The sequence below is a fragment of the Pseudomonas sp. EL_65y_Pfl2_R95 genome, assembly GCF_963971045.1.
GTDB lineage: Bacteria > Pseudomonadota > Gammaproteobacteria > Pseudomonadales > Pseudomonadaceae > Aquipseudomonas.
This window is the reverse complement of the sequence record NZ_CAXAOV010000002.1, coordinates 430,308-454,072: the sequence shown is the minus strand read 5'-3', so window position 1 is coordinate 454,072 and position 23,765 is coordinate 430,308. Positions and strand designations below refer to the sequence as shown.

General features: G+C 55.1%; 27 protein-coding genes. 13 read left to right on the top strand and 14 right to left on the bottom strand.

The window, feature by feature from the left end:
- Nucleotides 1–142 precede the first annotated feature (142 nt).
- Nucleotides 143–469 carry a Grx4 family monothiol glutaredoxin gene (gene grxD / locus AACY09_RS09955; protein ID WP_087515975.1) on the top strand — a complete coding sequence of 109 codons (327 nt, stop codon included), beginning with the start codon at nt 143–145 and terminating at the stop codon, nt 467–469.
- A gap of 188 nt (nt 470–657) precedes the next feature.
- A complete protein-coding gene (locus AACY09_RS09950; RefSeq protein WP_339487585.1) occupies nt 658–2,079 on the top strand; it encodes an MATE family efflux transporter in 1,422 nt (473 codons plus the stop codon).
- Between the two features lie 75 nt (nt 2,080–2,154).
- On the opposite strand, the gene bfr is transcribed toward AACY09_RS09950, so the two are convergent.
- Both bfr and AACY09_RS09940 read right to left on the bottom strand, forming a co-directional pair.
- Nucleotides 2,155–2,625 carry a bacterioferritin gene (gene bfr, locus AACY09_RS09945; protein WP_339487584.1) on the bottom strand — a complete coding sequence of 157 codons (471 nt, stop codon included), beginning with the start codon at nt 2,623–2,625 and terminating at the stop codon, nt 2,155–2,157.
- Between the two features lie 216 nt (nt 2,626–2,841).
- Entirely contained in the window at nt 2,842–3,060 is a 219-nt protein-coding gene (locus tag AACY09_RS09940; RefSeq protein ID WP_339487583.1) for a bacterioferritin-associated ferredoxin, read from the bottom strand.
- A gap of 291 nt (nt 3,061–3,351) precedes the next feature.
- Between AACY09_RS09940 and AACY09_RS09935 the strand changes: the two genes are divergently transcribed.
- From AACY09_RS09935 to AACY09_RS09925, 3 genes are all read left to right on the top strand, one after another.
- Nucleotides 3,352–3,954 (top strand): peroxiredoxin, encoded by a 603-nt coding sequence (locus AACY09_RS09935; protein ID WP_010484487.1) that lies wholly within the window; start codon nt 3,352–3,354, stop codon nt 3,952–3,954.
- 174 nt (nt 3,955–4,128) lie between these two features.
- Nucleotides 4,129–4,401, top strand: a complete 273-nt coding sequence (locus tag AACY09_RS09930) for a CopG family ribbon-helix-helix protein (RefSeq protein WP_339487582.1) — start codon at nt 4,129–4,131, stop codon at nt 4,399–4,401.
- The gene (locus tag AACY09_RS09925) at nt 4,398–4,622 is read left to right on the top strand and encodes a type II toxin-antitoxin system RelE/ParE family toxin (protein ID WP_445323806.1); all 225 of its coding nucleotides are present in this window, start codon (nt 4,398–4,400) and stop codon (nt 4,620–4,622) included. The genes AACY09_RS09930 and AACY09_RS09925 overlap by 4 nt, the downstream gene beginning before the upstream one ends.
- 129 nt (nt 4,623–4,751) lie before the next feature.
- Here AACY09_RS09925 and rnt read toward each other — a convergent pair whose 3' ends face one another.
- Together rnt and pyrC are read right to left on the bottom strand one after the other, a co-directional pair.
- Nucleotides 4,752–5,426 (bottom strand): ribonuclease T, encoded by a 675-nt coding sequence (gene rnt, locus AACY09_RS09920; RefSeq protein ID WP_339487581.1) that lies wholly within the window; start codon nt 5,424–5,426, stop codon nt 4,752–4,754.
- On the bottom strand, nt 5,423–6,469 hold the full coding sequence (gene pyrC, locus AACY09_RS09915) for a dihydroorotase (protein ID WP_339487580.1): 1,047 nt from the start codon (nt 6,467–6,469) through the stop codon (nt 5,423–5,425). The genes rnt and pyrC overlap by 4 nt, the downstream gene beginning before the upstream one ends.
- 206 nt (nt 6,470–6,675) lie before the next feature.
- On the opposite strand from pyrC, the gene AACY09_RS09910 reads away from it, so the two are divergent.
- From AACY09_RS09910 to AACY09_RS09890, 5 genes are all read left to right on the top strand, one after another.
- The gene (locus tag AACY09_RS09910; protein WP_339487880.1) at nt 6,676–7,581 is read left to right on the top strand and encodes a flagellar protein MotY; all 906 of its coding nucleotides are present in this window, start codon (nt 6,676–6,678) and stop codon (nt 7,579–7,581) included.
- 131 nt (nt 7,582–7,712) lie between these two features.
- A complete protein-coding gene (locus tag AACY09_RS09905) occupies nt 7,713–8,930 on the top strand; it encodes an argininosuccinate synthase (RefSeq protein WP_339487578.1) in 1,218 nt (405 codons plus the stop codon).
- A gap of 179 nt (nt 8,931–9,109) precedes the next feature.
- Complete coding sequence (locus AACY09_RS09900) at nt 9,110–9,400, top strand: hypothetical protein (RefSeq protein ID WP_339487576.1); 291 nt, start codon at nt 9,110–9,112, stop codon at nt 9,398–9,400.
- A gap of 213 nt (nt 9,401–9,613) precedes the next feature.
- Nucleotides 9,614–10,006, top strand: a complete 393-nt coding sequence (gloA, locus tag AACY09_RS09895; RefSeq protein ID WP_339487574.1) for a lactoylglutathione lyase — start codon at nt 9,614–9,616, stop codon at nt 10,004–10,006.
- A 74-nt stretch (nt 10,007–10,080) separates the two neighbouring features.
- Nucleotides 10,081–11,214: an aminotransferase class V-fold PLP-dependent enzyme gene (locus tag AACY09_RS09890; protein WP_339487573.1), complete on the top strand. Its 1,134-nt coding sequence runs from the start codon at nt 10,081–10,083 to the stop codon at nt 11,212–11,214.
- A 131-nt stretch (nt 11,215–11,345) separates the two neighbouring features.
- Here the strand turns inward: AACY09_RS09890 and AACY09_RS09885 are convergent, their stop codons facing one another.
- The 9 genes from AACY09_RS09885 to metG form a co-directional block, all read right to left on the bottom strand.
- Nucleotides 11,346–11,525 carry a PA3496 family putative envelope integrity protein gene (locus AACY09_RS09885; protein ID WP_087515986.1) on the bottom strand — a complete coding sequence of 60 codons (180 nt, stop codon included), beginning with the start codon at nt 11,523–11,525 and terminating at the stop codon, nt 11,346–11,348.
- 107 nt (nt 11,526–11,632) lie between these two features.
- Nucleotides 11,633–12,271: an endonuclease III gene (gene nth / locus AACY09_RS09880; RefSeq protein WP_339487571.1), complete on the bottom strand. Its 639-nt coding sequence runs from the start codon at nt 12,269–12,271 to the stop codon at nt 11,633–11,635.
- Entirely contained in the window at nt 12,268–12,981 is a 714-nt protein-coding gene (locus AACY09_RS09875; protein WP_339487569.1) for an electron transport complex subunit E, read from the bottom strand. The genes nth and AACY09_RS09875 overlap by 4 nt, the downstream gene beginning before the upstream one ends.
- Complete coding sequence (gene rsxG / locus AACY09_RS09870; RefSeq protein ID WP_339487878.1) at nt 12,981–13,607, bottom strand: electron transport complex subunit RsxG; 627 nt, start codon at nt 13,605–13,607, stop codon at nt 12,981–12,983. Before rsxG ends, AACY09_RS09875 begins: the two co-directional genes overlap by 1 nt.
- Before the next feature lie 30 nt (nt 13,608–13,637).
- Entirely contained in the window at nt 13,638–14,669 is a 1,032-nt protein-coding gene (locus AACY09_RS09865) for an RnfABCDGE type electron transport complex subunit D (protein WP_339487568.1), read from the bottom strand.
- A 3-nt stretch (nt 14,670–14,672) separates the two neighbouring features.
- Nucleotides 14,673–17,174, bottom strand: coding sequence for an electron transport complex subunit RsxC (gene rsxC, locus AACY09_RS09860; protein WP_339487567.1), 2,502 nt, complete (start codon nt 17,172–17,174; stop codon nt 14,673–14,675).
- Nucleotides 17,171–17,761, bottom strand: coding sequence for an electron transport complex subunit RsxB (rsxB, locus tag AACY09_RS09855; RefSeq protein ID WP_339487566.1), 591 nt, complete (start codon nt 17,759–17,761; stop codon nt 17,171–17,173). The genes rsxC and rsxB overlap by 4 nt, the downstream gene beginning before the upstream one ends.
- The gene (gene rsxA, locus AACY09_RS09850) at nt 17,758–18,342 is read right to left on the bottom strand and encodes an electron transport complex subunit RsxA (protein ID WP_087515993.1); all 585 of its coding nucleotides are present in this window, start codon (nt 18,340–18,342) and stop codon (nt 17,758–17,760) included. The genes rsxB and rsxA overlap by 4 nt, the downstream gene beginning before the upstream one ends.
- A gap of 181 nt (nt 18,343–18,523) precedes the next feature.
- Nucleotides 18,524–20,566, bottom strand: coding sequence for a methionine--tRNA ligase (metG, locus tag AACY09_RS09845; protein WP_339487565.1), 2,043 nt, complete (start codon nt 20,564–20,566; stop codon nt 18,524–18,526).
- A gap of 169 nt (nt 20,567–20,735) precedes the next feature.
- Here metG and apbC point away from each other — a divergent pair, with 169 nt between their 5' ends.
- Complete coding sequence (gene apbC / locus AACY09_RS09840) at nt 20,736–21,827, top strand: iron-sulfur cluster carrier protein ApbC (RefSeq protein WP_339487564.1); 1,092 nt, start codon at nt 20,736–20,738, stop codon at nt 21,825–21,827.
- A gap of 130 nt (nt 21,828–21,957) precedes the next feature.
- Here the strand turns inward: apbC and AACY09_RS09835 are convergent, their stop codons facing one another.
- Nucleotides 21,958–22,167: a cold-shock protein gene (locus AACY09_RS09835; RefSeq protein WP_010484518.1), complete on the bottom strand. Its 210-nt coding sequence runs from the start codon at nt 22,165–22,167 to the stop codon at nt 21,958–21,960.
- A gap of 335 nt (nt 22,168–22,502) precedes the next feature.
- Here AACY09_RS09835 and dcd point away from each other — a divergent pair, with 335 nt between their 5' ends.
- Together dcd and AACY09_RS09825 are read left to right on the top strand one after the other, a co-directional pair.
- Nucleotides 22,503–23,069: a dCTP deaminase gene (gene dcd / locus AACY09_RS09830; protein WP_339487561.1), complete on the top strand. Its 567-nt coding sequence runs from the start codon at nt 22,503–22,505 to the stop codon at nt 23,067–23,069.
- Nucleotides 23,070–23,512: 443 nt separating this feature from the next.
- Entirely contained in the window at nt 23,513–23,740 is a 228-nt protein-coding gene (locus tag AACY09_RS09825) for a hypothetical protein (RefSeq protein ID WP_339487560.1), read from the top strand.
- Nucleotides 23,741–23,765 lie beyond the last annotated feature (25 nt).

Here is a 23,765-nt window from a genome sequence, read left to right as displayed (position 1 = left end):
TGCTGACAGAGGCCCAGGCTCAGCTATTTCGAGGCAGCTGTTGTCTGTGACGGGTAAGGCCGAGCATTGCGCTCGGCTTTTCGCTACAATAGCGCCAACCGTGTCGACTTTTGAGTCGTAAAGCTAAGTCCTGAGGTGCCCAATGGATATCATCGAAACTATCAAAGAACAGATCGCTAACAACTCCGTTCTGTTGTACATGAAAGGCTCGCCGAACGCCCCACAGTGTGGCTTCTCGTCGAAAGCTTCGCAGGTTGTTATGGCGTGTGGCGAAAAGTTCGCTTATGTCGATATCCTGCAAAACCCGGAAATTCGTGCCAACTTGCCAAAGTACGCGAACTGGCCAACTTTCCCACAGCTGTGGGTGGGTGGTGAGTTGGTTGGCGGCAGCGATATCATTGCCGAAATGTTTGATAATGGTGAGCTGCAGACCATGATCAAAGCGGCCGTTGAGAAATCTGAAGCCTAGGTTTCGCGGGTGCTGAAAAAAATCGATGCTTAGGCATCGATTTTTTTTGCCTGCTCAAAAGTGAGTCCCCTGAACCGATCAAGTTATACAGGGGTCTTTAAGGCAGGTGAATTTGTTCGCAGCGGTCAGTGTACTGGCCCTCAACCCTCAGGTGAAATCTATCGATGCCAGCAATAAAAGGAAGCGGGATGAATTCGCAGCGTCAGCAGCAGTTTCTCAACGGTTCAATTGCTAAAGCGCTGTTGTCGCTGGCGGTGCCGATTATCCTGGGCAACCTGCTGCAGGCGGGTTACCAACTCACCGACACCTATTGGGTTGGCCGTCTCGGTGCATCGGCGGTTGCGGCGGTTGCGATTAGTACACCGGTGACCTTTTTGGTGGTGGCGCTTGGCGCTGGACTGGCAATGGCCGGGGCAACTCTGACATCACAATACATGGGCTCTGGTCGCTATGACCTGGTGAACCATGTGGCTGCGCAGACCATGCTGATGGTGATGATCAGCTCAGTGGTGTTGGGCGCCTTAGGCTTTATTTTTTCACCCTATTTACTCAATTTGCTGGGCGTTGAAACCAATGTATACGCCAGCGCATTGGGCTACATGCGTGTGTCATTTGTCGGTGTTATTTTTGTCTTTATCTTCGCGATGTTCCAGTCTTTGATGCGCGGTGTTGGGCAAACGCGGGTGCCGCTGCTGATTGTGGTGGGCACGGTGCTGCTTAACTTTGCCCTTGATCCGCTGTTTATTTTTGGTTGGGGCCCACTTCCGGGCTTTGGCGTCAGGGGGGCAGCGATGGCCACCTTGGCCACCCAGGCAATTGCTGCCAGTTTGGGTATGTGGGTGTTCCTGCGTGGCCGTCACGGCATCCAATTGACCTGGGCGGGTTTCAAGCCCGACTTGAGTTATATCCGCAAAGCCTTCTTTCTTGGCTTTCCCGGTTCAGTGGAGTTGTCCACCCGGGGCCTGGGCCTGATTATCATGTCCTTTTTGGTGGCAAGCTTCGATACCACCACCATCGCTGCTTACGGTATTGGTGCGAATATTCTGCAAGTGATCACCATTCCGGCGATGGGGGTGTCGATGGCTGTTTCGACCTTGGTTGGCCAGAATATTGGGGCAGGCAATATCAGTCGTGCCTCGAAAATCACCCAGTTGGGCGCGCTCTATGGCTTTGTCGGCTTAAGCGTTGTCGGTCTGCTGGTGTATGTGATTGCGCCCTATCTAGTGGCGTTCTTTGTGCCGGGTGAGCCTGCAGTGATTAATCAGGGCGCACACTTTATCCGGATCATGGCGTTGGCTTGGGGGTGTATCGGGATTCAACTGTGCATCGTTGCGGCGTTCCGCGCTTCTGGCAACATGCTCAGTGCGATGGTCATTGCTCTGGTGGCGCAGTGGATGCTGCAATTCCCGCTGGCCTATGTGCTGGCCAAACATACGGTTCTGGGGGCTGCTGGCCTGTGGTGGTCGTTCCCGGTGACCAACGTATTGATTGCGATTATTTCAGTCTGCTGGTTTGCCAGAGGCGGCTGGAAGAAAACCCGGATTACCGAAGAGGATCAGCAGGTGTGCAAGGTATCGGATGAAGCCTTGGTTGAAGAGGGCTACCGTTAAACCTGCCTGGGCGGTCATTTAATGTAAAAAAACGGCAGCCTTAAGGCTGCCGTTTTTGCAGTGCAGGGAGTTGAATTATTCGTCCATTTGCGACTGCAGGTAGTTTTGCAGGCCGATGGCTTCGAGCAGGCTGAGTTGGGTTTCGAGCCAGTCGATGTGTTCTTCTTCAGAGCACAGAATATCTTCAAGCAGTTCACGGCTGGCAAAATCACCAATGCTTTCGCAGTAGGCAATCGCCGCTTTCAGATCGGTATGGGCTTTGTGCTCAATCTTCAGGTCGCACTCAAGCATCTCCTTGGTGTTTTCACCAATCAGGATTTTGCCGAGGTCTTGCAGGTTAGGCAGGCCTTCGAGGAAAAGAATCCGCTTGATCAACTTATCAGCGTGTTTCATTTCGTCGATCGACTCATGGTACTCATGTTCGCCGAGTTTTTTCAGGCCCCAATCTTCATACATGCGTGCGTGCAGGAAGTATTGGTTGATCGCGACCAGCTCGTTACCGAGGATCTTGTTCAGATGCTGGATGACTTTCTTGTCGCCTTTCATGTGCCTGCCCTGTGCTGAAAATAATGTAAGGAGTAAATTTTGAGCGCTTAACCCTAAGCTGTCAAACCTAAGTGCTTGATAGTTAAGTTAAAATTAAACTTAATACGAATGTTTAAGTTCTGCATTTATCCATTAAGTCATTGAATTTTGGGCATAAAAAAGCCGGATATTAAATCCGGCTTTATAAATTGCTTGTGTGGCAGCAGTAAAAAATATTCAAGCCGCTACAAAATTGACCTGGTAGGCGAGGGCGCTCTGGCTGGCCTGCGCTTCATTCAAGGTTTCGCGAACAACGGATTTAGCTAAACAGGCACATTTGCCGCATTGGCTGGCAACGCCAGTGGCTTCACGGACTTCACGGTAGCTGCAGCAACCTTCGTAGATTGCATCGCGGATCTGACCGTCGGTGACACCTTCGCAGAGGCAGACATACATAGTTAAGACTCGCTGCTCAAAGTATGTTTCGTTGGCAAGGATACTAATGTGAATGAGAATGCTTGTCAAAGCGATCCGCTTTTGGTTTTTGCTAATAAGCCAAGCCACCGATGAACGGTCAAGACCTCGCTGAATTGCCGCTATGGGTCTAAGGTCAAAAAGCGGTGGGCGAGGTCTAAAATCGGAGTGTATGATGGTGGGCCCAGTCAGTGCGGGCGCGTAATTGCGTTGTCGTGTTGCAGCGCTAGGATTAAATGGCTCGCACTACTCAAACTTTTTAGGAGATATCGAATGAGCGTACTCGTAGGTAAGAAAGCCCCTGATTTCGACGTCGCAGCTGTATTGGGTACAGGCGAAATCGTTGACAGCTTCAGCCTGTCCTCTGCGATCAAAGGCAAATACGGCCTGGTATTTTTCTACCCGCTGGATTTCACCTTCGTATGCCCTTCGGAGCTGATCGCTCTGGATCACCGCATTCCTGAGTTCCAGGCGCGCAACGTTGAAGTCATCGGTGTTTCCATCGATTCCCACTTCACCCACAACGCATGGCGCAACACCCCAGTCGACAAGGGCGGCATTGGCCAGGTCAAGTACACCTTGGCCGCTGACATCAACCACGACATCTGCAAAGCCTACGATGTTGAGTCTGAAGGCGGCGTAGCTTTCCGTGGCGCATTCCTCATCGACCTCAATGGTGTCGTTCGCTCGCAGATCGTTAACGACCTGCCGCTGGGCCGTAACATGGACGAGTTGCTGCGTCTGGTTGATGCGCTGCAGTTCACCGAAGAGCACGGCGAAGTTTGCCCAGCAAACTGGAAGAAAGGCGACAAGGGTATGACTGCCTCGCCAGACGGCGTTGCTGCTTACCTGTCTGAGAACGCTGCCAACCTGTAAGGGTTTGCACTTAGCTGAGCGTGCTCAGCTGAATGATGCTTAAGACACACAAAGAACCGGCTTATGGCCGGTTTTTTGTTTTCAGGCTTTTGCCGGGTGGCCAATCTTGCATTCGTTGACAGCTTGTTGATAGCTTATCAAAGGGTAGTACCTTTAGATAATGAGGGGTGTAAATTGGCCACTTCAATCAAGATCGATGACGAGTTGAAAAAACGCATCGAGTATTTGGCAGGTCTACGTCAGCGCTCATCTCACTGGATCATGCGCGAGGCGATAGCGCAGTACGTTGAGCGTGAGGAAGCCCAAGAACGTTTTAAGCAGGAAGCCCTAAGCGCATGGGCCGCCTACCAGGAAACGGGACGGCATTTGACCGGGCAAGAGGCTCGGGCGTGGCTAAACACCTGGGGCACCGAGGCTGAAGAGGCGCTGCCCAAGTACCACGATTGATCATCACCGAAGGTGCTGGGCAAGGTTTGGAGCATTGCCGCCAGTTTGTTGCGCGCAAAGGTCCTCATGTCGCTCGACGAGCAGCTCAAGCTATTGAGTTGCAGCTCGCTCGACTGCAAGAGAGTCCGGAAGTAGGTCGCCCATTTGCGCAGGTGCCGCAATTACGTGAGTTAGTTATTGAGTTCGGTGATTCGGGCTATGTTGCTCTCTACCGGCATTAACGTGCGGATGACGCGGTTTACCTGCTGGCCTTTCGTCATCAGAAAGAAGTTGGGTACTGAGTCTTAACCCGCAGGACTGGCTTCGCCTTGTCGCACCCCAAGTTGGGTGCGACGTTTATCGCCGGCGTTTCAGTCGCCGAAGTCTTCCCAGCCGCCCATTTCTTTCCAGCGGTTGACGATGCCGCAGAACAGCTCAGCGGTTTTTTCGGTGTCGTAACGGGCTGAGTGTGCTTCACGGCCGTCAAACTCAATGCTAGCTGCCTGGCAGGCCTTGGCCAGCACGGTTTGGCCGTAAGCCAAGCCAGCCAGGGTGGCGGTATCGAAGCTTGAGAACGGGTGGAACGGATTGCGTTTCATGCCCGTACGGGCAACGGCAGCATTGAGAAAACCAAGGTCAAAACTGCTGTTATGGCCGACCAGAATCGCACGCTTGCAGCCATTGGCTTTGAGCGACTTGCGCAAACCACGGAAGATTTCCGTCAATGCATGTTCTTCAGTCACTGCCATGCGCAGCGGGTGATCCAGCTTGATGCCGGTGAACTCCAGCGCCGCTTGTTCGATGTTGGCGCCCGCAAAGGGCTCAACCCGGAAAAAGTGGGTGTGATCAGGATAGAGAAACCCCTGCTCATCGATGCCTACCGTGGTCGCGGCAATTTCCAGCAGTGCGTCAGTGGCACTGTTGAACCCGCCGGTTTCAACATCAACCACGACAGGAAGGTAGCCGCGAAAGCGTGCCGCCATCGGATGGCGCGGGCCAGACGGCGCGCTGCTTTCCAGTTCGTCGTCGTATTGTTCTTCGCTCATGCGGTTTGCTCCAGCAAGCGCCAACGCAGGGTTTCACCCGCACGTAACGGGATAACGGTTTGCTCGCCAAAAGGCAGGCTGGTCGGCACATTCCAGTCATCACGAACCAGAGTAATGGTCTCGGTGTTGCGCGGTAAGCCGTAGAAGTCCGGGCCATTGAGGCTGGCGAACGCTTCGAGTTTATCCAGCGCGTTGCGCTGTTCAAAGGCTTCGGCGTACAACTCGATGGCGGCAAAGGCGGTGTAGCAGCCAGCGCAGCCACAGGCGGATTCTTTGGCATGCACGGCATGCGGCGCGGAGTCGGTCCCCAGGAAGAACTTGCGATTGTCGCTGGTGGCGACATCGAGCAGGGCTTCCTGATGCACATTACGCTTAAGAATCGGCAGGCAATAGAAGTGCGGTCGAATCCCGCCGACCAACATATGGTTGCGGTTGTACAGCAGGTGGTGAGCGGTGATGGTTGCGCCTACGTTGGCAGGCGCGGCTTTGACGAACTCGACGGCATCCCGGGTAGTGATGTGCTCAAACACCACTTTCAGGGTCGGGAAGCGCTCAACCACACGGGCGAGGTGCTCATCGATAAACTGCTTTTCACGGTCAAAGATATCGATTTCGCTGCGGGTCACTTCGCCGTGAACCAGCAGCGGCAAGCCGACTTCAGCCATGGCTTCCAGGGTCGCGAATATCTTGTCGATACTGGTCACGCCCGAGTCGGAGTTGGTGGTTGCACCGGCCGGATAAAGCTTGGCCCCATGGACAAAGCCCGACGCCTTGGCGGTGCGCACATCTTCAGGGCTGGTCTGGTCGGTGAGGTATAACACCATCAAGGGTTCGAACTGGCTGTTTGCCGGGCGTACGTTGAGGATGCGTTGGCGATAGGCATCCGCTTCGCTGGCAGTACGTACGGGCGGAACCAGGTTCGGCATGATGATCGCGCGGCCAAAAGTACGCGCAACGTCAGTTACGGTATGCGGCAGAACGCCACCGTCGCGCAGGTGAATATGCCAGTCATCAGGACGCAGCAGAGTAAGGCGGTCGATCATGGAAGCTTCCAGGCGGGTAAAACGTGGCTGGAATCCTACCCGAAAACCCCCGTCAGAGCACGCCGTCAGTGTGCTCACTGTGTATATCAGCGACCAGCGTGCTTAAGTTTTGGCCGGTGCTACCGATATTAAGGGCAACCCCGTGATTTCGTGTGGAGCCTATCGTGCGCCAACTACCTGTTACTCCACTGTTCCTGCTAATTGGCATGAGTGCTTGTATGCCTGCGTGGGCTATCAGTTTTCAGACGCGTCTGGAAAATGTTGAGTGGAAGGTCGAGGGTGATAAGTTTGAGTGCCGCTTGTCACAGCCGGTGGCTGATTTCGGTGTAGGCGAGTTCGTCAGAAAAGCCGGTGAGCAAGCCACCTTTCGCTTGCAGACGCAGGGGCAGTGGTTGAGCACCGGTTCGGCAACCTTGCTCGCGGCCGCGGCGCCTTGGCAGCCGGGGCGTTCGGATATTAATTTGGGGCGTGTCGGCGTTAACGATGGCAGCACTCCGTTCAATAGCTCTCAAGCGCAAGCTGGGCGTTTACTTGCTGGGTTGTTGGACGGTCGCAGTCCGCTGGTGCGGAACCTGTCAATTCAGGGCGGCGAGCGGATTGAAGTGCGCCTACTGCCGGTCAAGTTCAAGCTGGCTTACAACGATTATCTGGCCTGTACCGCCAAGCTGTTACCCTTTAATTTCAATCAGGTAAAACAAAGCCGTATTGGTTTCCCCAATGGTGGCGTTGACCTCGATCCGATGGCCGAGGCCAAGCTGCAAATCTTGTTGGATTTTCTTAAGTCGGACCCTGCGGTCAATCGGGTGTTGGTAGAGGGTCATTCGGATAACAGTGGCAGTCGTCTGACCAACCGTGATTTGTCGCGGCGCCGGGCCATCGCGGTGGTGAGTTACCTGGAAGCCCACGGTGTGCCGGCCGACCAGATCACCATGCGCTTTCACGGCGAGCGCTACCCTGTAGTGCCGAATAACAGCCCCGCTAACCGGGCAACTAACCGCCGCGTGGCCATCACCTTGGACAAAGTGCCTGAGCAAGCCGCAGACAAAGCTCCGGATGCGCCTGCTTCAGCACCTAAATCCACTGCGCCAGCGGACCCTGCTGCGACCTCCTGACCACTGTTTCAGTGGTCGCATCGAACAAACAATTTGTCGCCTCGTCGTCTTAAGCTGTCGCGCCTCTGTAAATTGGCCGCCAGGGTCAGTAGAATGGTCGGCTTTCCGCACAACCCCATGGAGTTCATGGCATGGCCGATGTAAACAAGGTAGTCCTGGCATATTCCGGTGGCTTGGACACTTCAGTGATCCTCAAGTGGCTGCAAGACACTTACAACTGTGAAGTAGTGACCTTCACTGCTGACCTCGGTCAAGGCGAAGAAGTTGAGCCGGCTCGCGCTAAAGCTCAGGCCATGGGCGTTAAAGAAATCTACATCGATGACCTGCGCGAAGAGTTCGTTCGTGATTTCGTGTTCCCGATGTTCCGTGCCAACACTGTTTATGAAGGCGAATACCTGCTCGGCACTTCGATCGCGCGACCACTGATTGCCAAGCGCTTGATCGAAATTGCCAATGAAACGGGCGCTGATGCTATTTCCCACGGTGCAACCGGTAAAGGCAACGATCAGGTTCGTTTCGAACTGGGCGCCTATGCACTTAAGCCAGGCGTCAAAGTGATTGCTCCTTGGCGTGAATGGGACTTGATGTCCCGTGAAAAACTGATGGATTATGCTGAAAAGCACGCCATCCCGATCGAGCGTCACGGCAAGAAGAAATCGCCCTACTCGATGGATGCCAACTTGCTGCACATCTCCTATGAAGGCGGTGTGCTGGAAGACACCTGGACCGAGCATGAAGAAGACATGTGGCGGTGGACCAAGTCGCCAGAAATGGCCCCAGACACTCCAACCTACATTGAGCTGACGTACCGCGCCGGTGACATCGTTGCCATCGACGGCAAAGAGATGACGCCTGCAACTGTGCTGGCTGAGTTGAACCGCATCGGTGGTGAGAACGGTATTGGTCGTCTGGATATTGTAGAGAACCGTTTTGTCGGCATGAAGTCGCGCGGCTGCTACGAAACCCCGGGCGGCACCATCATGCTCAAGGGCCACCGCGCCATTGAGTCGATCACCCTGGACCGTGAAGTGGCGCACCTCAAAGACGAGCTGATGCCGAAATACGCCAGCCTGATCTACAACGGCTTCTGGTGGAGCCCTGAGCGCACCATGCTGCAACAGATGATTGATGCGTCGCAGGCCAACGTCAACGGCGTGGTCCGCATGAAGCTGTACAAAGGCAACGTCATCGTTGTAGGTCGTAAGTCCGATGAGTCGTTGTTTGATGCCAACATCGCTACCTTTGAAGAAGACGGCGGTGCCTACAATCAGCAGGATGCTGCTGGCTTTATCAAGCTGAACGCTCTGCGCATGCGCATTGCCGCCAACAAGGGCCGCAAACTGATCTAAGCTGTTCAGTAGCTTCCCAAAAGCCTCATATGGATATATCTGTATGAGGCTTTTTTATGCGTCAACGCAAAGCTACGAAGTAGGGCGGATGACGCTTTTCTCATCCGCCATTGGCTGCTTAGGAAGAAGTGTTGTGGCGGACACGCTTTGTGTTGTGCGCCTTATGGAGGGTATTGATCATGGGTAAATTACTGCTGGGTCTGACGCTTGGCCTGTTTTGCTTGAATCTGCAGGCCGGCGTCATTAACCCCGACTGCACCGCTGGCAAAGCCGCCAAAAGCGCCGCCATGAAAGCCACTGTGGGGGTGGGCGGACGCTGTGATGCCAAAGAAGCGGCTTCCGATAGCATGGGGCTGGATGACAAGAAGGACAAAATGGACGATACCAAGGACAATATGTCCGACAAGAAGGACAAGGCGCACGATGCCACTGACAATGCTGGCCGCAAAGCGGTGAAAAAGGCGCTTTAAGATCAGCTAATGCAGGAAGGATGACGCTTTGTTCATCCGCGATCGATTGTTCGGGCATCGGTGCTGAGTCATGGCGAGCTGGCATGGCATTGTCCGCCTTACGCATTGCCTGATGCCATTGGGACGCTCACAATAGACCTTCTCTTAGAAGCCATTGATCAGTGATTAGTGGCTTTTTGCATTTGCCATAACGACTCTAACGGAGCCTTTATCATGCGCTTGTTGCATACCATGCTACGCGTTGGCGATATGGATAAGTCCATCGCTTTCTACACTGAAGTGCTGGGCATGACCCTGCTGCGCCGCAAAGATTATCCAGAGGGTAAGTTCACCTTGGCATTCGTTGGCTACGGCGACGAAGCCCATAACTCGGTGCTCGAACTGACCCAAAACTGGGGCACTGAACGCTATGACCTTGGTAACGGTTATGGCCACATCGCCCTTGAAGTGGAAGATGTTTACAAAGCTTGTGATGACATTCGCTCTCGGGGCGGCAAAATCACCCGCGAGCCCGGTCCGATGATGCATGGCACCAGCATTCTCGCCTTTGTCGAAGATCCGGACGGTTATAAGATCGAACTGTTGTCGCCATCGCGTAACGACTGATCCCACGTTTTCCCGCAGCTTAGGTCAGCAAAAAGACTGCTGCATTCTGCTGCCACTGTTTACAAGGTATCCCCATGCACAATCCTGTCTCAGCTGTTGATCCAGAAGGTCTGCTTGAGTATTCGGTGGTCTACACCGACCGTTCGCTGAACCACATGTCGCAGTCTTTCCAAGGGGTCATGAACGATATTTCGCGCACCCTCAAACAGGTGTACAACGCTCACGCTGTGGCTGTAGTCCCTGGCAGCGGCACTTTCGGTATGGAGGCAGTGGCTCGCCAGTTTGCCGGTGACAAGAAGTGCCTGATTGTGCGTAACGGCTGGTTTAGCTACCGGTGGACGCAGATTCTGGAGATGGGCAAGATCGCCGCGCACAGTACGGTGCTGAAAGCTCGCCCGGTCAATGCTGAGCCGCAAGCGGCGTTTGCACCTGCACCCATTGACGAAGTGGTTGCTGCCATTCATCAAGAAAAGCCAGACGTTGTCTTCGCTCCGCACGTTGAAACCTCATCTGGGATTATCCTGCCAGACGAATACATGCGTGCCATAGGCGATGCGGTTCACGCAGTCGGCGGTATTTTTGTGCTCGACTGCATTGCCTCTGGCACGCTGTGGGTGGATATGCAGGCCAATGCTGTGGATATCCTGATCAGCGCGCCCCAGAAAGGCTGGAGCGGCTCTCCGTGCTGTGCCTTGGTGATGTTCAGCGAGCTTGCCCGTGAACGTATCGAAGCCACAGAAAGCAGCAGCTTTGCCTGCGACCTGAAGAAATGGCTGCAAATCATGAACGCCTACGAACAGGGCGGTCACGCCTATCACGCAACCATGCCAAGCGACTCGCTGGTGCGCTTTAGTCAAGTGATGAAAGAGACTGAGCAGTACGGGTTCGATCTCGTGCGCAAGGAGCAGCAAGAACTTGGCGATAAAGTCCGCGCCTTGTTGGCTGACAAAGGGTTCAAGAGTGTGGCTGCACCGGGATTCGAGGCGCCGGGCGTGGTGGTTTGCTACACCGACGATGCGGATATCAAAAGCGGTAAAAAGTTTGCAGCCCAAGGCCTGCAGATTGCTGCTGGCGTACCGCTGATGTGTGATGAGCCGGCAGACTTCCAGACTTTCCGTCTGGGTCTGTTCGGTCTTGATAAGCTGAATAACGTTGAACGAACAGTGAACACTCTGGCAAACGCCTTGGACAAGGTGTTGGCTGAGTAAAACCGGGTTCGATGTGCGAAGCTGAAACAATGCAATAGCGCTGGTCTTGGCCCGCGCTATTGCTTTTCAACCTGTTGCGTCAGTCCTGCTGCTGTCTATAGTGCAGGCCAGGCTGCTTTACAGGGCGGTGCTTATAAATCGAAATCGTATTCAGACAGTTGCTTGTTCAGGCGACGTTCGTCGAGAAAATTATCAATGATACGGCGCTTGGTCAGGTTGGTTTTCGCCACCTCAACCGGTGCATCGCCGTCATCGCTATCGTCTGCGGCAAAGTCGTCGTCGATGTCCAGATCTTCTTTATCAGTGCTCATATCTTCCACTCCCGGCTGCGTTAGCCATTTGCGCACCTTATAGCGGCAAAATCGCAGCGGGTAAAAAAGATTTTTTCAATCAGGTAGATAGAAAAGTCACTGCAAAATCAATCGTCAGATGTTTTCTGCTTGTATTCGCACAAATCTTCAATGCGGCAACTGCCACAGCGCGGCTTGCGAGCCTGGCATACGTAGCGCCCGTGAAGGATCATCCAATGGTGTGCATCCAGTAGAAAATCTTTGGGCACAAACTTCAAAAGCTTCTTCTCGACCTCAAGCACATTCTTGCCAGGGGCCACGCCGGTGCGATTGCTGAAGCGGAAGATATGGGTGTCGACTGCCATGGTGAACTGACGAAATGCAGTGTTGAGCACCACATTGGCGGTCTTTCGCCCCACGCCCGGTAGCGCTTCCAGTTCTTCACGGGTTTGCGGTACCTGGCTGTTATGCAGGTCTATGAGCATGCGGCAGGTTGCTATGACATTCTTCGCCTTGCTTGGGTATAAGCCAATGGTTTTGACGTACTCACACAAGCCGTCGTAGCCCAAGGCGAATATTGCCTCTGGGGTGTTAGCCACGGGGTAGAGCTTGGCAGTGGCCTTGTTGACCCCGACATCAGTGGCTTGAGCCGACAAAATCACCGCAATCAGCAGTTCAAAAGGTGTGCTGTAGGCCAGTTCGGTTTTGGGCTCGGGGTTGTCTTCATGCAGACGACGGAAAATTTCGTAGCGTTTAGCCGCGTTCACTCAATGACTCCTGTTACTCGAACCCGGCGGCTTGGCACGACCAACTCCGGTTGGTTGGCCCTGGCGCGTTCAGCCAGCACCGAGTCGATTCGGTTTTTTCCGGCAATTAACAGCCCAAGAACGATAAAGGCACCCGGCGGCAAAATAGCCAGCAGGAAGCCTTGGTAATCGCTGAACACTGTAATCTGCCAATTGGCCGCAGCAGGGCCAAACAGCAACTGCATATTGGCAAACAACATACCGGTGCCAAGCAGTTCGCGAATGGCGCCGATGGCGACCAGCACCGCCGCAAAGCCCAAGCCCATCATCAACCCGTCATAGGCGGCGCGGCCCGGATCGTTTTTGGCGGCAAAGGCGTCGGCTCGGCCCAGGATCACGCAGTTGGTGGTGATCAACGGGATAAAAATACCGAGTATCTGATACAGCTCATAGGTGTAGGCCTGCATCAGCAATTCAATGCAGGTTGTCAACGCAGCGATGATCATGACAAAGGCGGGCAGGCGCACAGCGGTATTCACCACGCCGCGCACCAAGGACACCGCAGTGTTGGAACAAATCAGTACCAAGGCACTGGCCAACCCTAACCCTAAGGCGTTCACCGTGGAATTACTGGTACCCAGCAGTGGACACAGGCCGAGCAACTGAACCAGGCCTGGGTTATTTTTCCACAGGCCGTTCAGGGTGATTTCGCGGTAGCTGGGGCTGGCCATCAGTTGCCTTCCTGTATGGGCGTGCGTTGAGTCGCAAACAGTTGTTGCTCATTCGCGTCGAAGTATTGCAGCGCCTTATGCACGGCTTTGACTACGGCGCGCGGGGTGATGGTCGCGCCGGCAAATTGGTCGAATTCGCCACGGTCCTTCTTGACTGCCCAGCCGCTTTCATCCGGGTTGCTGAGGGACTTGCCGTTAAAGCCCAGAATCCAGCGGCTTTTACTGAGGTCAATGCGGTCGCCCAATCCCGGGGTTTCCCGGTGGCTGAGGGCGCGCACGCCGGCCAAGGTGCCATTGGCGTTGATCCCAATCAGCAGCTGAATCGCACCGCTGTAGCCGTCTGGGGCCGTAGCCTTGAGGATAATTGCACTGGGCTTGCCGTTTTTAAGTGCAATGTAGGCGTCTTGCGGTGTTTTGATCCCGAGTAGTTTTGGATCGAACACTTCAACCACATTGTCCAGTAGGTGGTTGTCGTAGCTGCCATTGGGCAGTATTTCTGCCAGGGCACGGACCTGCGCTTCACGCTTCGAAGTTTCAATGCGCGATGCGGTACCCAGTTGGGTGAGCGCCACGGTACCGACTGTGACCACGGCGAAAAGCCCCAGCACCAAGCTGTTTTTGATCATCGATCGGCTGATTTCAGGCAAGGCCACTGGTTATTCTCCGAGCTTAAAGCCGCGGGTGGGCTTGCGATGACCATAGGTGCGGGGTCGCGTGTAGTAGTCGATGGTTGGCGCTGCGAGGTTCATCAGCAACACGCCAAAGGCGACGCCGTCCGGGTAGCCGCCCCAGGCACGGATGACGTAGACCAGCACACCAACCCCAATACCGAATAGCAGGCGTCCCAGGTTGCTGGTGGCGCCGGAAACCGGGTCGGTGACAATAAAAAAAGCGCCAAGCATGGTGGCGCCGCTAAGCAGGTGAAACAGCGGTGAGCCGTGGGAGTCGGAGCCACTACCGTTCCAGAACAACAAGCTCATTATTGCCAGTGCCGCGAGCATGCCGACCGGTGCATGCCAGGTGAACAAGCGTTTGCGCAGCAGGTACATGCCGCCGACCAGAAAGGCAAAGTTGACTGCTTCTGCGCCAGCGCCGCCAAAACGACCAAAGCCCGGGTTTTGCGCCCATAGCTCGTCGACGGTCAGGCTTTTATTGATTTTAAGTACATCCAGCGCTGTCGCTTGCGCCCAGCCATCGGGCAGATTGGCGAGGCCGAAAATTTGCTGCAAGGCATCCAGTGGGCCGATCATGTGCGGCGCTGGCCATGTGGTCATTTCCACGGGGAAGGACACTAGCACCACCACGTAGCCAACCATCGCCGGGTTGAACGGGTTCTGGCCGAGGCCACCATAGAGCTGTTTACCAAAACTAATGGCAAAGCCGGTAGCGACCAGCGTCAGCCACCAAGGTGCGTAAGGCGGCAGCGCCAAAGCCAGCAGTACGGCAGTAACCAACGCACTGTAATCTTTAAGGAAGAAGCCTACGGGGCGCTTACGCAGGGTTAAAATCAGTGCTTCAAAGCCCAATGCACAGGCACTGGCCCAGATCAGGTTGATCAGGGTGCCAAAACCGAACAACCACGTCAGTGCAAGAATCCCGGGCACCGTCGCCAGCAGCACCTGCAGCATGACGTGCTGGGTGCGGTTGCTACCCTTGGCGTGAGGCGATGTGATGCGGGGCAGGGCCATTGGCTATTGGGTCTCTGTTGAGGTTGAGTCTGTGGCTTGATGAGCCGCCAAGGCTTGCTCGGCAGTGCTCAAACGCGCGTGCGCAGCGTCCAATGCAGCAGTTTCTGCATTTGCATCACGTTCTAATTTGCGCAAATCCGCCCGGGCGAATGCCACCTCAGTTTTCAATGCACGGCGGGTCTCATCGATTGGCCGTTTATCGTTACGCTGCAACTGCGGTGCTGGCTTGTTCGATGCATCTTCTGCGGCGTGCAGGGCATGTTCAGCAGCGTCTACGGCGGCGCGTAACGGGCTCAACGCGTCAGCATCGGCTTCGGCCTTCTCTGCTTTTTTCAAAGCCGCGCGAGCCATTGCCAGTTCAATCTTGGCCTTCTTCAGCGGGTCAACTGCACCTGGTTCGGCTGTGGTTGTGGCTGCTGTTGCTGGCGTTTGCTGTTGCAGGCTGGCGAGTAGCGTTTCTGCGCTGCTTAACTTGCTGCGCAGTTCTTGCAACTCTGCGTCTTGCTCAGCGCTTGGCGCTTCGGTTTTTTCCAGCTTGCGCAGTTGGGCGCGGAGCATGGCCGCGTCGATCTTGGCTTTTTTCAGCTCAGCGTCGTTACTTACTGGCGCCGTTGGCGCGGGGGCAACGGCTGTCTGCAGGCTGGCGAGAGCCTTTTCTGCGGCTTCAAGCTGGCCGCGCAGTTGCTGTAGCTCGGTTTGTTGTTCGGCCGTTGGCGCTTCGACTTTTTCCAGTTTGCGCAGTTGGGCGCGGAGCATGGCGGCGTCGATCTTGGCCTTTTTTAGCTCAGCATCGTTGCTCGGCGTGACAACTGGTTCAGCCGCTAATGCAGCATCCAAGGCTTTTTGTGCCACTTCGGCGGCGCTGCGCAGCTCGCTGACTTGCGTGTGCAGTTCTGGGGTGTCGTGAGTGGCCAGTTGCTTTTCGGCTTTTTTCAGCGCGACCTGGGCCATGCTCGCTTGAATCTTCAGCTTCTTCAGTTCATCGCTTAGGCCGCTGGCTTTGGGCGCAACCGCATTGCCAGGCGCTTCAGCAGTTGTTGCACTGGCTTGGCTGGCTTTGGCGTGTGCTGCGCGTTCAAGGCGCGCTTTGCGCTCGGCCTCTTTTTTCTCTTCGGCAAGGCGCAAGCGCTCTTGGCGTAACTCAAAGCGCTGTCTGGATTGCTCGGCCTTGAGCTGCTTTTGTTCCAGATCGCGAATCTCGCCTTTGGCGGCGCGGTAATACTGGACCAATGGGATGCTCGACGGGCAAACATAGGCGCAGGCGCCGCATTCGATGCAGTCAAAAAGGTTGTGGGCTTTGAGTTGCTCGTGATCCTGGCCAAGGGTAAAAAAATGCAATTGCTGCGGCAATAAACTGGCTGGGCAGACTTCTGCACACTCACCGCAGCGGATGCAGGGCATCGCTGGGGTGGGCGCGGCGAGTTCGGCAGCGCTCGAAGCGAGCAGACAGTTGGTGGTTTTGATCACCGGCACATCAGTGTTGGGCAGGGTGAAGCCCATCATCGGGCCGCCCATGATCAAGCGATTAAGTGAGCGCTGATCCAGCCCGGCAAAGCTGAGCAATTCGCCCACTGGCGTGCCAAGCAAAACCTCGACGTTCATCGGTCGCGCCAACGCTTCACCGGTCAGGGTGGTAATCCGCGATATCAGCGGCTTGCCAAGGACCACAGCATTATGCACGGCAACGGCGGTGCCGACGTTCTGACAGAGCATGCCGATGTCCGCAGGCAGTCCACCGCTTGGCACTTCAACCCCGGTGAGAATCTGGATTAGCTGTTTCTCGCCGCCAGACGGGTATTTGGTTGGGAAGACGCAGACATGAAAAGGCCGCTCGGCCACTGCTTGTTTCACCGCGGCAATGGCCTCGGGTTTGTTGTCTTCGATGCCAATCAGCACCTGTTCCGGGTTGATCAACTGAACCAGGATTTCAATGCCTGAAACCAACTCGGCCGCGAACTCGCGCATCAGCATGTCATCGGCGGTGATATAGGGCTCGCACTCGGTGCCATTGATAATCAGCGTATGGATCTTCTGGGTCGGGCGCGCTGTCAGTTTTACTGCTGTGGGGAAGCCCGCACCGCCCAAACCGCTGATCCCGGACTGACCAATCAGCTCAAGCAGTGTAGTGGGTTCAAGTTGGGGGTAGTCGGCGCAAGGCTTCAGCTCGCACCACTGATCCTTGCCGTCACTGTCGATAACGATGGCGGGTGCGAGCATGCCCGATACATGCGGATAGGGTTGCGGGCCAATAAAGCTGATGGTGCCCGAAGTCGGAGCATGCACCGGCACGCTGATAAAGCCATTGGCTTTGGCAATCAGTTGGCCTTTTAACACCGCATCGCCGACATTCACCACCGGCTCCGCTGGAGCGCCAATGTGCTGGTTCAGCGGTAATATCAGGCGCGCCGGCAAGGGAGCGGGCTGGATCGGCGTCTGGTTGGAAAGGTCTTTGCGCTCAGGCGGATGAATGCCACCCGGAATATCCCAGATTTGCATCAGGCTCATGCCGCTTCGCCCCGATGGTTGTCAGAGCGATCAGTAGCAATTAACTGGCCGGGCGCGAGTGGCTGTTGCCATTTCCAGGTTTGCACGCTGCTGCCGACTTCGATCATGTCGATGCAATCCACTGGGCAAGGCTCTACGCAAAGATCGCAGCCGGTGCATTCTGAGACGATCACGGTGTGCATCTGCTTGGCGGCGCCGACAATGGCATCCACCGGACAGGCTTGAATACACTTGGTGCAGCCAATGCACTCGGCTTCACGGATGTATGCGACCATTTGCGGCTTTTCGCCTTCGACCGCATCCAGCGGTTCTGGCTCGACATCGAGCAAGTCAGCCAGCGCTTGGATGGTCGCTTCGCCGCCAGGTGGACATTTGTTGATCTTGTCGCCGCCCGCAATGGCTTCGGCGTAGGGTTTGCAGCCGGGGTAACCGCACTGGCCGCATTGGGTTTGCGGGAGCAGGGCATTGACTTGCTCGGCAATCGGGTCGCCTTCGACCTTAAAGCGCACGGCAGCGTAACCGAGGATCGCGCCGCAGACCAAGCACAGGGCCAGCAGCGCGAGTACAGCGCTGATGACCAGAGTCATAGCTTGATCAATCCGGTGAAGCCCATAAATGCCAGAGACATCAAACCAGCGGTGATCATGCCGATCGCCGCGCCCTCAAATGTCTTGGGTACGTCGGCAATGGCGATCCTTTCGCGCATGGCCGCAAACAATACCAGCACCAATGAGAAGCCCAAGCCCGCGCCAAAACCGTTGGCAGTGGCGGTGATAAAGGTGAACTCGCTTTTGTTGGCGTTGAGCAGGGCAACGCCCAACACGATGCAGTTGGTAGTAATCAGCGGCAGAAAAATCCCCAGCACCCGGTAGAGCAGGGGGCTGGTCTTGTTAACCACCATTTCGGTGAACTGCACCACCACCGCGATCACCAGAATAAAGCTAATGGTGCGCAGAAACTCGATGTCCAGCGGTTTGAGCACGTATTGCTGGACCAGATAGCTGCACATCGCAGCCAAGGTCAGGACAAAGGTGGTCGCCAGGGACAAGCCAATCGCGGTTTCGATTTTCTTCGATACACCCATAAATGGGCACAGGCCAAGAAACTGCACCAACACGAAGTTGTTGACCAGTATGGCACTAACCAGAATCAGAGCGAGTTCGGTCATTGCGGGTACCGTTTGGACGGGCAAAGGCCGTATAAAAAGGGCGTTTATTATCGGTGACAGGTGCCGTGCAGACAAGCCAGCATTGGCATAGCTGTTAGTCACTCATAAGCCTAGCACCGTTGGTGCTGGATGCTGACTGGCGTTACTGCTCGGGTGCAGTAACGCCATGGCGTGAGTGGTGTTACTTAACCCGTTGGCCGGGCTTGGCACCGCTGTCTGGGCTGAGCAGGTAAATTTCTTCACCACCAGGGCCTGCTGCCAGAACCATACCTTCGGATACGCCAAATTTCATTTTGCGTGCGGCCAGGTTGGCCACGTACAGGGTCAGGCGACCTTCAAGCTTGCTTGGGTCTGGATACGCGCTTTTGATCCCGGAGAACACGTTGCGCTTGGCATCACCGATATCCAGGCTGAGGCGCAGAAGCTTGTCAGCACCTTCAACGAATTCACATTTTTCGATCAAAGCCACGCGTAAATCGACAGCGGCAAAGGCGTCGAAGGCAATTTCGGCAGCGATTGGCTCTTTGACCAGCTCACCATTGCCGGCTGGCTGGTTAGTGGCCTCAGCGGCAGCGAGGTCTTCTTTGGAGGCTTCGATCATGGCTTCAATTTTCGCAGGTTCGATACGAGTCAGCAGAGCGCTGAACGGATTCAGTTGATGGTCGGCCAGCAGGGTTTTGTAGTCATTCCATTGCAGAGGCGCAACATTGAGGAATTTCTCGGCGTGTTCGGCAAGGTTTGGTAGCACCGGCTTGAGGAAAATCACCAACTGGCGGAACAGGTTGATCGCCTGAGCGCAAATCGCTTGGACTTCTTCCTGCTTGCCTTCCTGTTTATTCAATGACCACGGCGCTTTGTCGGCGATCCAGGCGTTGGCGCGGTCGGCCAGGCCCATGATTTCGCGCATGGCTCGAGCAAAGTCGCGGGCTTCATAAGCCTCGGCGATGCTTGGCGCGGCGGCCTGGAAAGCTTCGGTCAGTTCAGGCGCAGCGTTGCTTGCGACCAGAACTCCGGCGTTGCCTTTGTGAATAAAACCGGCGCAACGGCTGGCGATATTGACCACTTTGCCGACCAGGTCGGAGTTGACCTTCTGCACGAAGTCTTCGAGGTTGAGGTCGAGGTCGTCAACGCCACGGCCCAGTTTAGCGGCGTAGTAGTAACGCAGGTATTCGGGGTTGAGGTGATCCAGATAAGTGCGCGCCTTGATAAAGGTGCCGCGCGACTTGGACATTTTCTGACCATTAACGGTCAGGTAGCCGTGGACATTGACCGCCGTTGGCTTGCGCAGGCCGGCACCTTCGAGCATGGCTGGCCAGAACAGGGCGTGGAAGTTGACGATGTCTTTGCCGATGAAGTGGTACAGCTCGGCGCTGGAATCCTTGTTCCAGAATGCATCGAAATCCAGATCCGGGCGTTTGCTGCACAGGTTCTTGAAGCTGGCCATGTAGCCAATTGGGGCGTCCAGCCAGACGTAAAAGTATTTGCCTGGCTCATCTGGAATCTCAAAGCCGAAATACGGCGCATCACGGCTGATGTCCCACTCGTGCAGCCCTGAATCCAGCCATTCGGCGAGCTTGTTTGCCACGGCATCCTGCAAGGCGCCACCGCGCGTCCATTGCTTGAGCATGGCTTCGAATTCAGGCAGCTTGAAGAAGAAATGCTTGGATTCTTTAAGCACCGGCACGGCGCCAGAAATGGCTGAACGCGGGTCTTTCAGCTCGGTTGGCTCATAAGTCGCGCCGCACTTCTCGCAGTTATCGCCGTATTGGTCTGGCGTCGCACATTTCGGGCAGGTGCCTTTAATAAAGCGATCCGCGAGGAACATGCCTTTTTCCGGGTCGAAGTACTGGGTCACCGAGCGCGTAGAAATATGTCCAGCATCGCGCAGTTTGAGGTAGATGGCTGATGACAGCTCACGGTTCTCATCAGAGTGCGTCGAGTGGTAATTGTCGAAGTTCACGCCAAAATCGGCAAAGTCGGCGGTGTGCTCGGCTTTGACGTTATCAATCAGTTGCTCTGGTGTGATGCCTTCTTTTTCGGCGCGCAACATGATTGCCGAGCCGTGGGCATCGTCGGCACAGACATAAATGCACTGATTGCCGCGCAGTTTCTGGAAACGCACCCACATGTCGGTCTGGATGTACTCAAGCATATGGCCAAGGTGAATTGAACCGTTGGCGTACGGCAGGGCGCTGGTTACGAGAATCTTGCGGGCTTCAGTCATGGATATCGGCTGCACTGGTAAAACAAAGGAGGTCGGTAACTATATAGGCCCGGCAGGTTTTTTTCATCCTGCGCGGACGCCTTGAGGCTTAAAAGTCGGCATCTGTTGCAAGTCTGGCTTTGCGGTAACATGCTGGGCTGCGTTACTTGACCTTTGTTTGGGAGTTTTCATGTCTGTCACCCGTGAAGTGGTTGAAGCCACCCTGCGTCAGTACACCGATCCGCATTTGAATCAGGACCCGGTCAGTGCCGGTTGTCTGCGAGAGATCGACATTCAGGGGGGCACCGTTAATGTCCGTCTTGAATTGGGTTATGCGGCTGGCTTGTTCAAGAGCGGTTGGGCGCAAGTGCTGGAAATGGCGCTAAGCAACCTTGATGGCGTCGACACGGCCAAGGTGCAGATTGATTGCGTAATTGCCGGGCACAAAGCGCAAGACCAGGTCCCCGCGCTGGCCAATGTAAAAAACATCATTGCCGTTGCCTCGGGCAAGGGTGGCGTTGGCAAGTCGACCACAGCGGCGAACCTGGCACTGGCTCTGGCCCGTGAAGGCGCCAAGGTCGGGATTCTGGACGCGGATATTTATGGCCCGAGCCAAGGCATCATGTTCGGTATTGCCGAAGGCACGCGCCCGCTGGTAAAGGATCAGAAGTGGTTTGTACCGCTTGAGGCCCACGGCGTCGAAGTAATGTCGATGGCGTTCCTGACCGACGAGAACACGCCTGTAGTGTGGCGTGGGCCGATGGTTTCCAGCGCCTTGATCCAGTTGATTACGCAAACCGCCTGGACTGATCTGGATTACTTGGTCGTGGATATGCCGCCAGGCACGGGTGATATTCAACTGACGCTGGCGCAGAAGGTCCCGGTTGCCGGTGCAGTCATTGTGACTACCCCGCAAGACCTCGCATTGCTCGACGCCAAGAAGGGCGTTGAAATGTTCCGCAAGGTCAACATTCCAGTGTTGGGCGTGGTTGAGAACATGGCGGTGCATATCTGTTCAAACTGCGGCCATGCCGAGCACCTGTTCGGTGAGGGCGGGGGCGAGAAGCTGGCCAGGCAGTTTGATGTGGACTTGCTGGCCTCATTGCCATTGTCGATGGCGATTCGCATGCAGTCCGATGGCGGCAAACCCACCACTATCGCCGATCCTGAAAGCCAGATTGCCATGATCTATCAGGAAACGGCGCGTACCGTGGGGGCACGTATCGCCCAAAGCGGCGCCACCGCGCAGTCGATGCCGACCATTTCGGTCAGCGACGACTAACAGCCATCACCGCGGTTGCCTCGATACCCTGAGGCAACTGCTGGTCAGAGCGTCGCCTGTCTTCTGTCAGCATCAATCTGCAGGCATAAAAAAACCCCGCCGAAGCGGGGTTTTTTATAGGGAGGACAAGTTAGATAACTTGTACTTCCTCAGCTTGCATGCCTTTCTGACCACGAGTGGCCACGAAAGTCACTTGCTGGCCTTCTTTCAGGCTCTTGAAGCCATCGCTCTGGATAGCTTTGAAGTGTACGAACAGGTCATCACCAGATTGTGGAGTGATGAAGCCGTAACCTTTCTCATCGTTGAACCACTTAACGGTGCCAGTTTGACGATTAGACATGTGAAATCTCCTAACAAAAGTAAATAACAGCCCTGGAAAAACCCAGGCCGGGACTGAGTGCAACGAGTACTAGGAGTCGGACGATGTTTGGATCGAAATCTAGGCATCAAGTAGCGATTCGCGGTGACACATGCAGCACAGTGGAAGCACCATACTCGTTTTTCACGCTAAGCGCGAACACTGTGTGCACCTTTCTGTTATTTAACGACTGATGGAGCCAAAAACTGCTCAGTTTTTGTACATTCGACGCCAGCCTTTGAACCCTACCGCTCGCACCGGTAAGATGCGCTCACTTTTCACCATTTGTTTCATCACTCATATTCAGGACGCCCGCCATGAGCATCAAATCGGATAAGTGGATTCGCCGCATGGCCCAAGAACAGGGCATGATCGAACCTTTCGTAGAACGCCAAGTACGCACTGAAGGTGCTGAACGATTAATTTCGTACGGCGTCTCCAGCTACGGATACGACGTGCGTTGCGCAGATGAATTCAAGGTTTTTACCAACATCAACTCGGCAACCGTCGACCCAAAAAACTTTGATGAAAAAAGTTTTGTTGATGTGAAAAGTGATGTTTGCATCATTCCGCCGAACTCTTTCGCCCTGGCGCGCACTGTCGAGTTCTTCCGTATTCCACGTAATGTGCTGACCATTTGCCTGGGCAAGAGCACCTACGCGCGTTGCGGCATCATCGTTAACGTCACTCCGCTTGAACCCGAGTGGGAGGGCCACGTAACGCTGGAGTTCTCCAACACCACCACGCTGCCCGCGAAAATCTACGCCAACGAAGGTGTGGCGCAGATGCTGTTCCTGGAGTCCGATGAAGAGTGTGAAGTGTCTTATAAAGACCGTGGTGGTAAGTACCAGGGCCAGCGCGGCGTGACGCTGCCTAAAGCCTGAGTCTGAAACGGTAAAACAGCCTCGCCACGTGCGGGGCTTTTTTTCGCCTGCTCGACCGGCTTTTGCGCTGGCGTTGTGGTTAGGAGGACAGGCTAGGTCAAAAAAGAGGTGGTGAGCATTCGCTGACCACCTAAGACCATGGAGTCGCTCAGGGAGAGCGCAGGGTTGAAACACAAGGCACGGGCGCCTTGGAATGCATTCAACTGTCCAGGGGCTAATTATCCATGGAAAGCTGTGTGGTTATTGCCAGCTTACGGCAGAAATTTGTCCGTTGATGACAAATGTGCCGGGGCGGGGGGTAATCTGGCTTCAGCTTGAGCAAGGCTGGCCGGTTAATACCTTTCATGATGTAACGCTGCCGAACTGTCTGGGGTCTAGGCTTTCTAAACTCAACAGGCCCTTAATCAGGGTGGTCACTCAAGACGTTGTTATGAGGAGGCACCATGCCAGTTTGGCGAATTACCTACAGTCATGATGAAAGCGCCGAGAGCTTGGAAATTGAGTCGGCGCAAAAGCCCGGTATTGATGAAGCCAACGAGTTGGTTCTCGACATGGCGCAGCACAAGCATAAAGCCCTGCCACCCAAAGACCTCCCCCATGAGGAGCAAACACCGGCTGTTCGGCTATTGGAGCGCTACGCAATCACGGTGACAGGCATCACTCAGGAGTGACCCTTGCTCTGTAATGCAAACCGCA

Bases quoted from the DNA above. Each gene is read 5' to 3' on its own strand.
- AACY09_RS09835 (WP_010484518.1), bottom strand. From the start codon at position 22,167: ATGTCTAATCGTCAAACTGGCACCGTTAAGTGGTTCAACGATGAGAAA.
- pyrC (WP_339487580.1), bottom strand. From the start codon at position 6,469: ATGATCGACCGCCTTACTCTGCTGCGTCCTGATGACTGGCATATTCAC.
- AACY09_RS09825 (WP_339487560.1), top strand. From the start codon at position 23,513: ATGCCAGTTTGGCGAATTACCTACAGTCATGATGAAAGCGCCGAGAGC.
- metG (WP_339487565.1), bottom strand. From the start codon at position 20,566: ATGACTGAAGCCCGCAAGATTCTCGTAACCAGCGCCCTGCCGTACGCC.
- apbC (WP_339487564.1), top strand. From the start codon at position 20,736: ATGTCTGTCACCCGTGAAGTGGTTGAAGCCACCCTGCGTCAGTACACC.
- AACY09_RS09890 (WP_339487573.1), top strand. From the start codon at position 10,081: ATGCACAATCCTGTCTCAGCTGTTGATCCAGAAGGTCTGCTTGAGTAT.
- AACY09_RS09885 (WP_087515986.1), bottom strand. From the start codon at position 11,525: ATGAGCACTGATAAAGAAGATCTGGACATCGACGACGACTTTGCCGCA.
- gloA (WP_339487574.1), top strand. From the start codon at position 9,614: ATGCGCTTGTTGCATACCATGCTACGCGTTGGCGATATGGATAAGTCC.
- AACY09_RS09910 (WP_339487880.1), top strand. From the start codon at position 6,676: ATGAGTGCTTGTATGCCTGCGTGGGCTATCAGTTTTCAGACGCGTCTG.
- AACY09_RS09905 (WP_339487578.1), top strand. From the start codon at position 7,713: ATGGCCGATGTAAACAAGGTAGTCCTGGCATATTCCGGTGGCTTGGAC.
- rnt (WP_339487581.1), bottom strand. From the start codon at position 5,426: ATGAGCGAAGAACAATACGACGACGAACTGGAAAGCAGCGCGCCGTCT.
- rsxA (WP_087515993.1), bottom strand. From the start codon at position 18,342: ATGACCGAACTCGCTCTGATTCTGGTTAGTGCCATACTGGTCAACAAC.
- dcd (WP_339487561.1), top strand. From the start codon at position 22,503: ATGAGCATCAAATCGGATAAGTGGATTCGCCGCATGGCCCAAGAACAG.
- AACY09_RS09900 (WP_339487576.1), top strand. From the start codon at position 9,110: ATGGGTAAATTACTGCTGGGTCTGACGCTTGGCCTGTTTTGCTTGAAT.
- rsxB (WP_339487566.1), bottom strand. From the start codon at position 17,761: ATGACTCTGGTCATCAGCGCTGTACTCGCGCTGCTGGCCCTGTGCTTG.
- AACY09_RS09865 (WP_339487568.1), bottom strand. From the start codon at position 14,669: ATGGCCCTGCCCCGCATCACATCGCCTCACGCCAAGGGTAGCAACCGC.
- AACY09_RS09950 (WP_339487585.1), top strand. From the start codon at position 658: ATGAATTCGCAGCGTCAGCAGCAGTTTCTCAACGGTTCAATTGCTAAA.
- bfr (WP_339487584.1), bottom strand. From the start codon at position 2,625: ATGAAAGGCGACAAGAAAGTCATCCAGCATCTGAACAAGATCCTCGGT.
- AACY09_RS09875 (WP_339487569.1), bottom strand. From the start codon at position 12,981: ATGGCCAGCCCCAGCTACCGCGAAATCACCCTGAACGGCCTGTGGAAA.
- AACY09_RS09940 (WP_339487583.1), bottom strand. From the start codon at position 3,060: ATGTATGTCTGCCTCTGCGAAGGTGTCACCGACGGTCAGATCCGCGAT.
- rsxG (WP_339487878.1), bottom strand. From the start codon at position 13,607: ATGATCAAAAACAGCTTGGTGCTGGGGCTTTTCGCCGTGGTCACAGTC.
- AACY09_RS09935 (WP_010484487.1), top strand. From the start codon at position 3,352: ATGAGCGTACTCGTAGGTAAGAAAGCCCCTGATTTCGACGTCGCAGCT.
- grxD (WP_087515975.1), top strand. From the start codon at position 143: ATGGATATCATCGAAACTATCAAAGAACAGATCGCTAACAACTCCGTT.
- rsxC (WP_339487567.1), bottom strand. From the start codon at position 17,174: ATGAGCCTGATGCAAATCTGGGATATTCCGGGTGGCATTCATCCGCCT.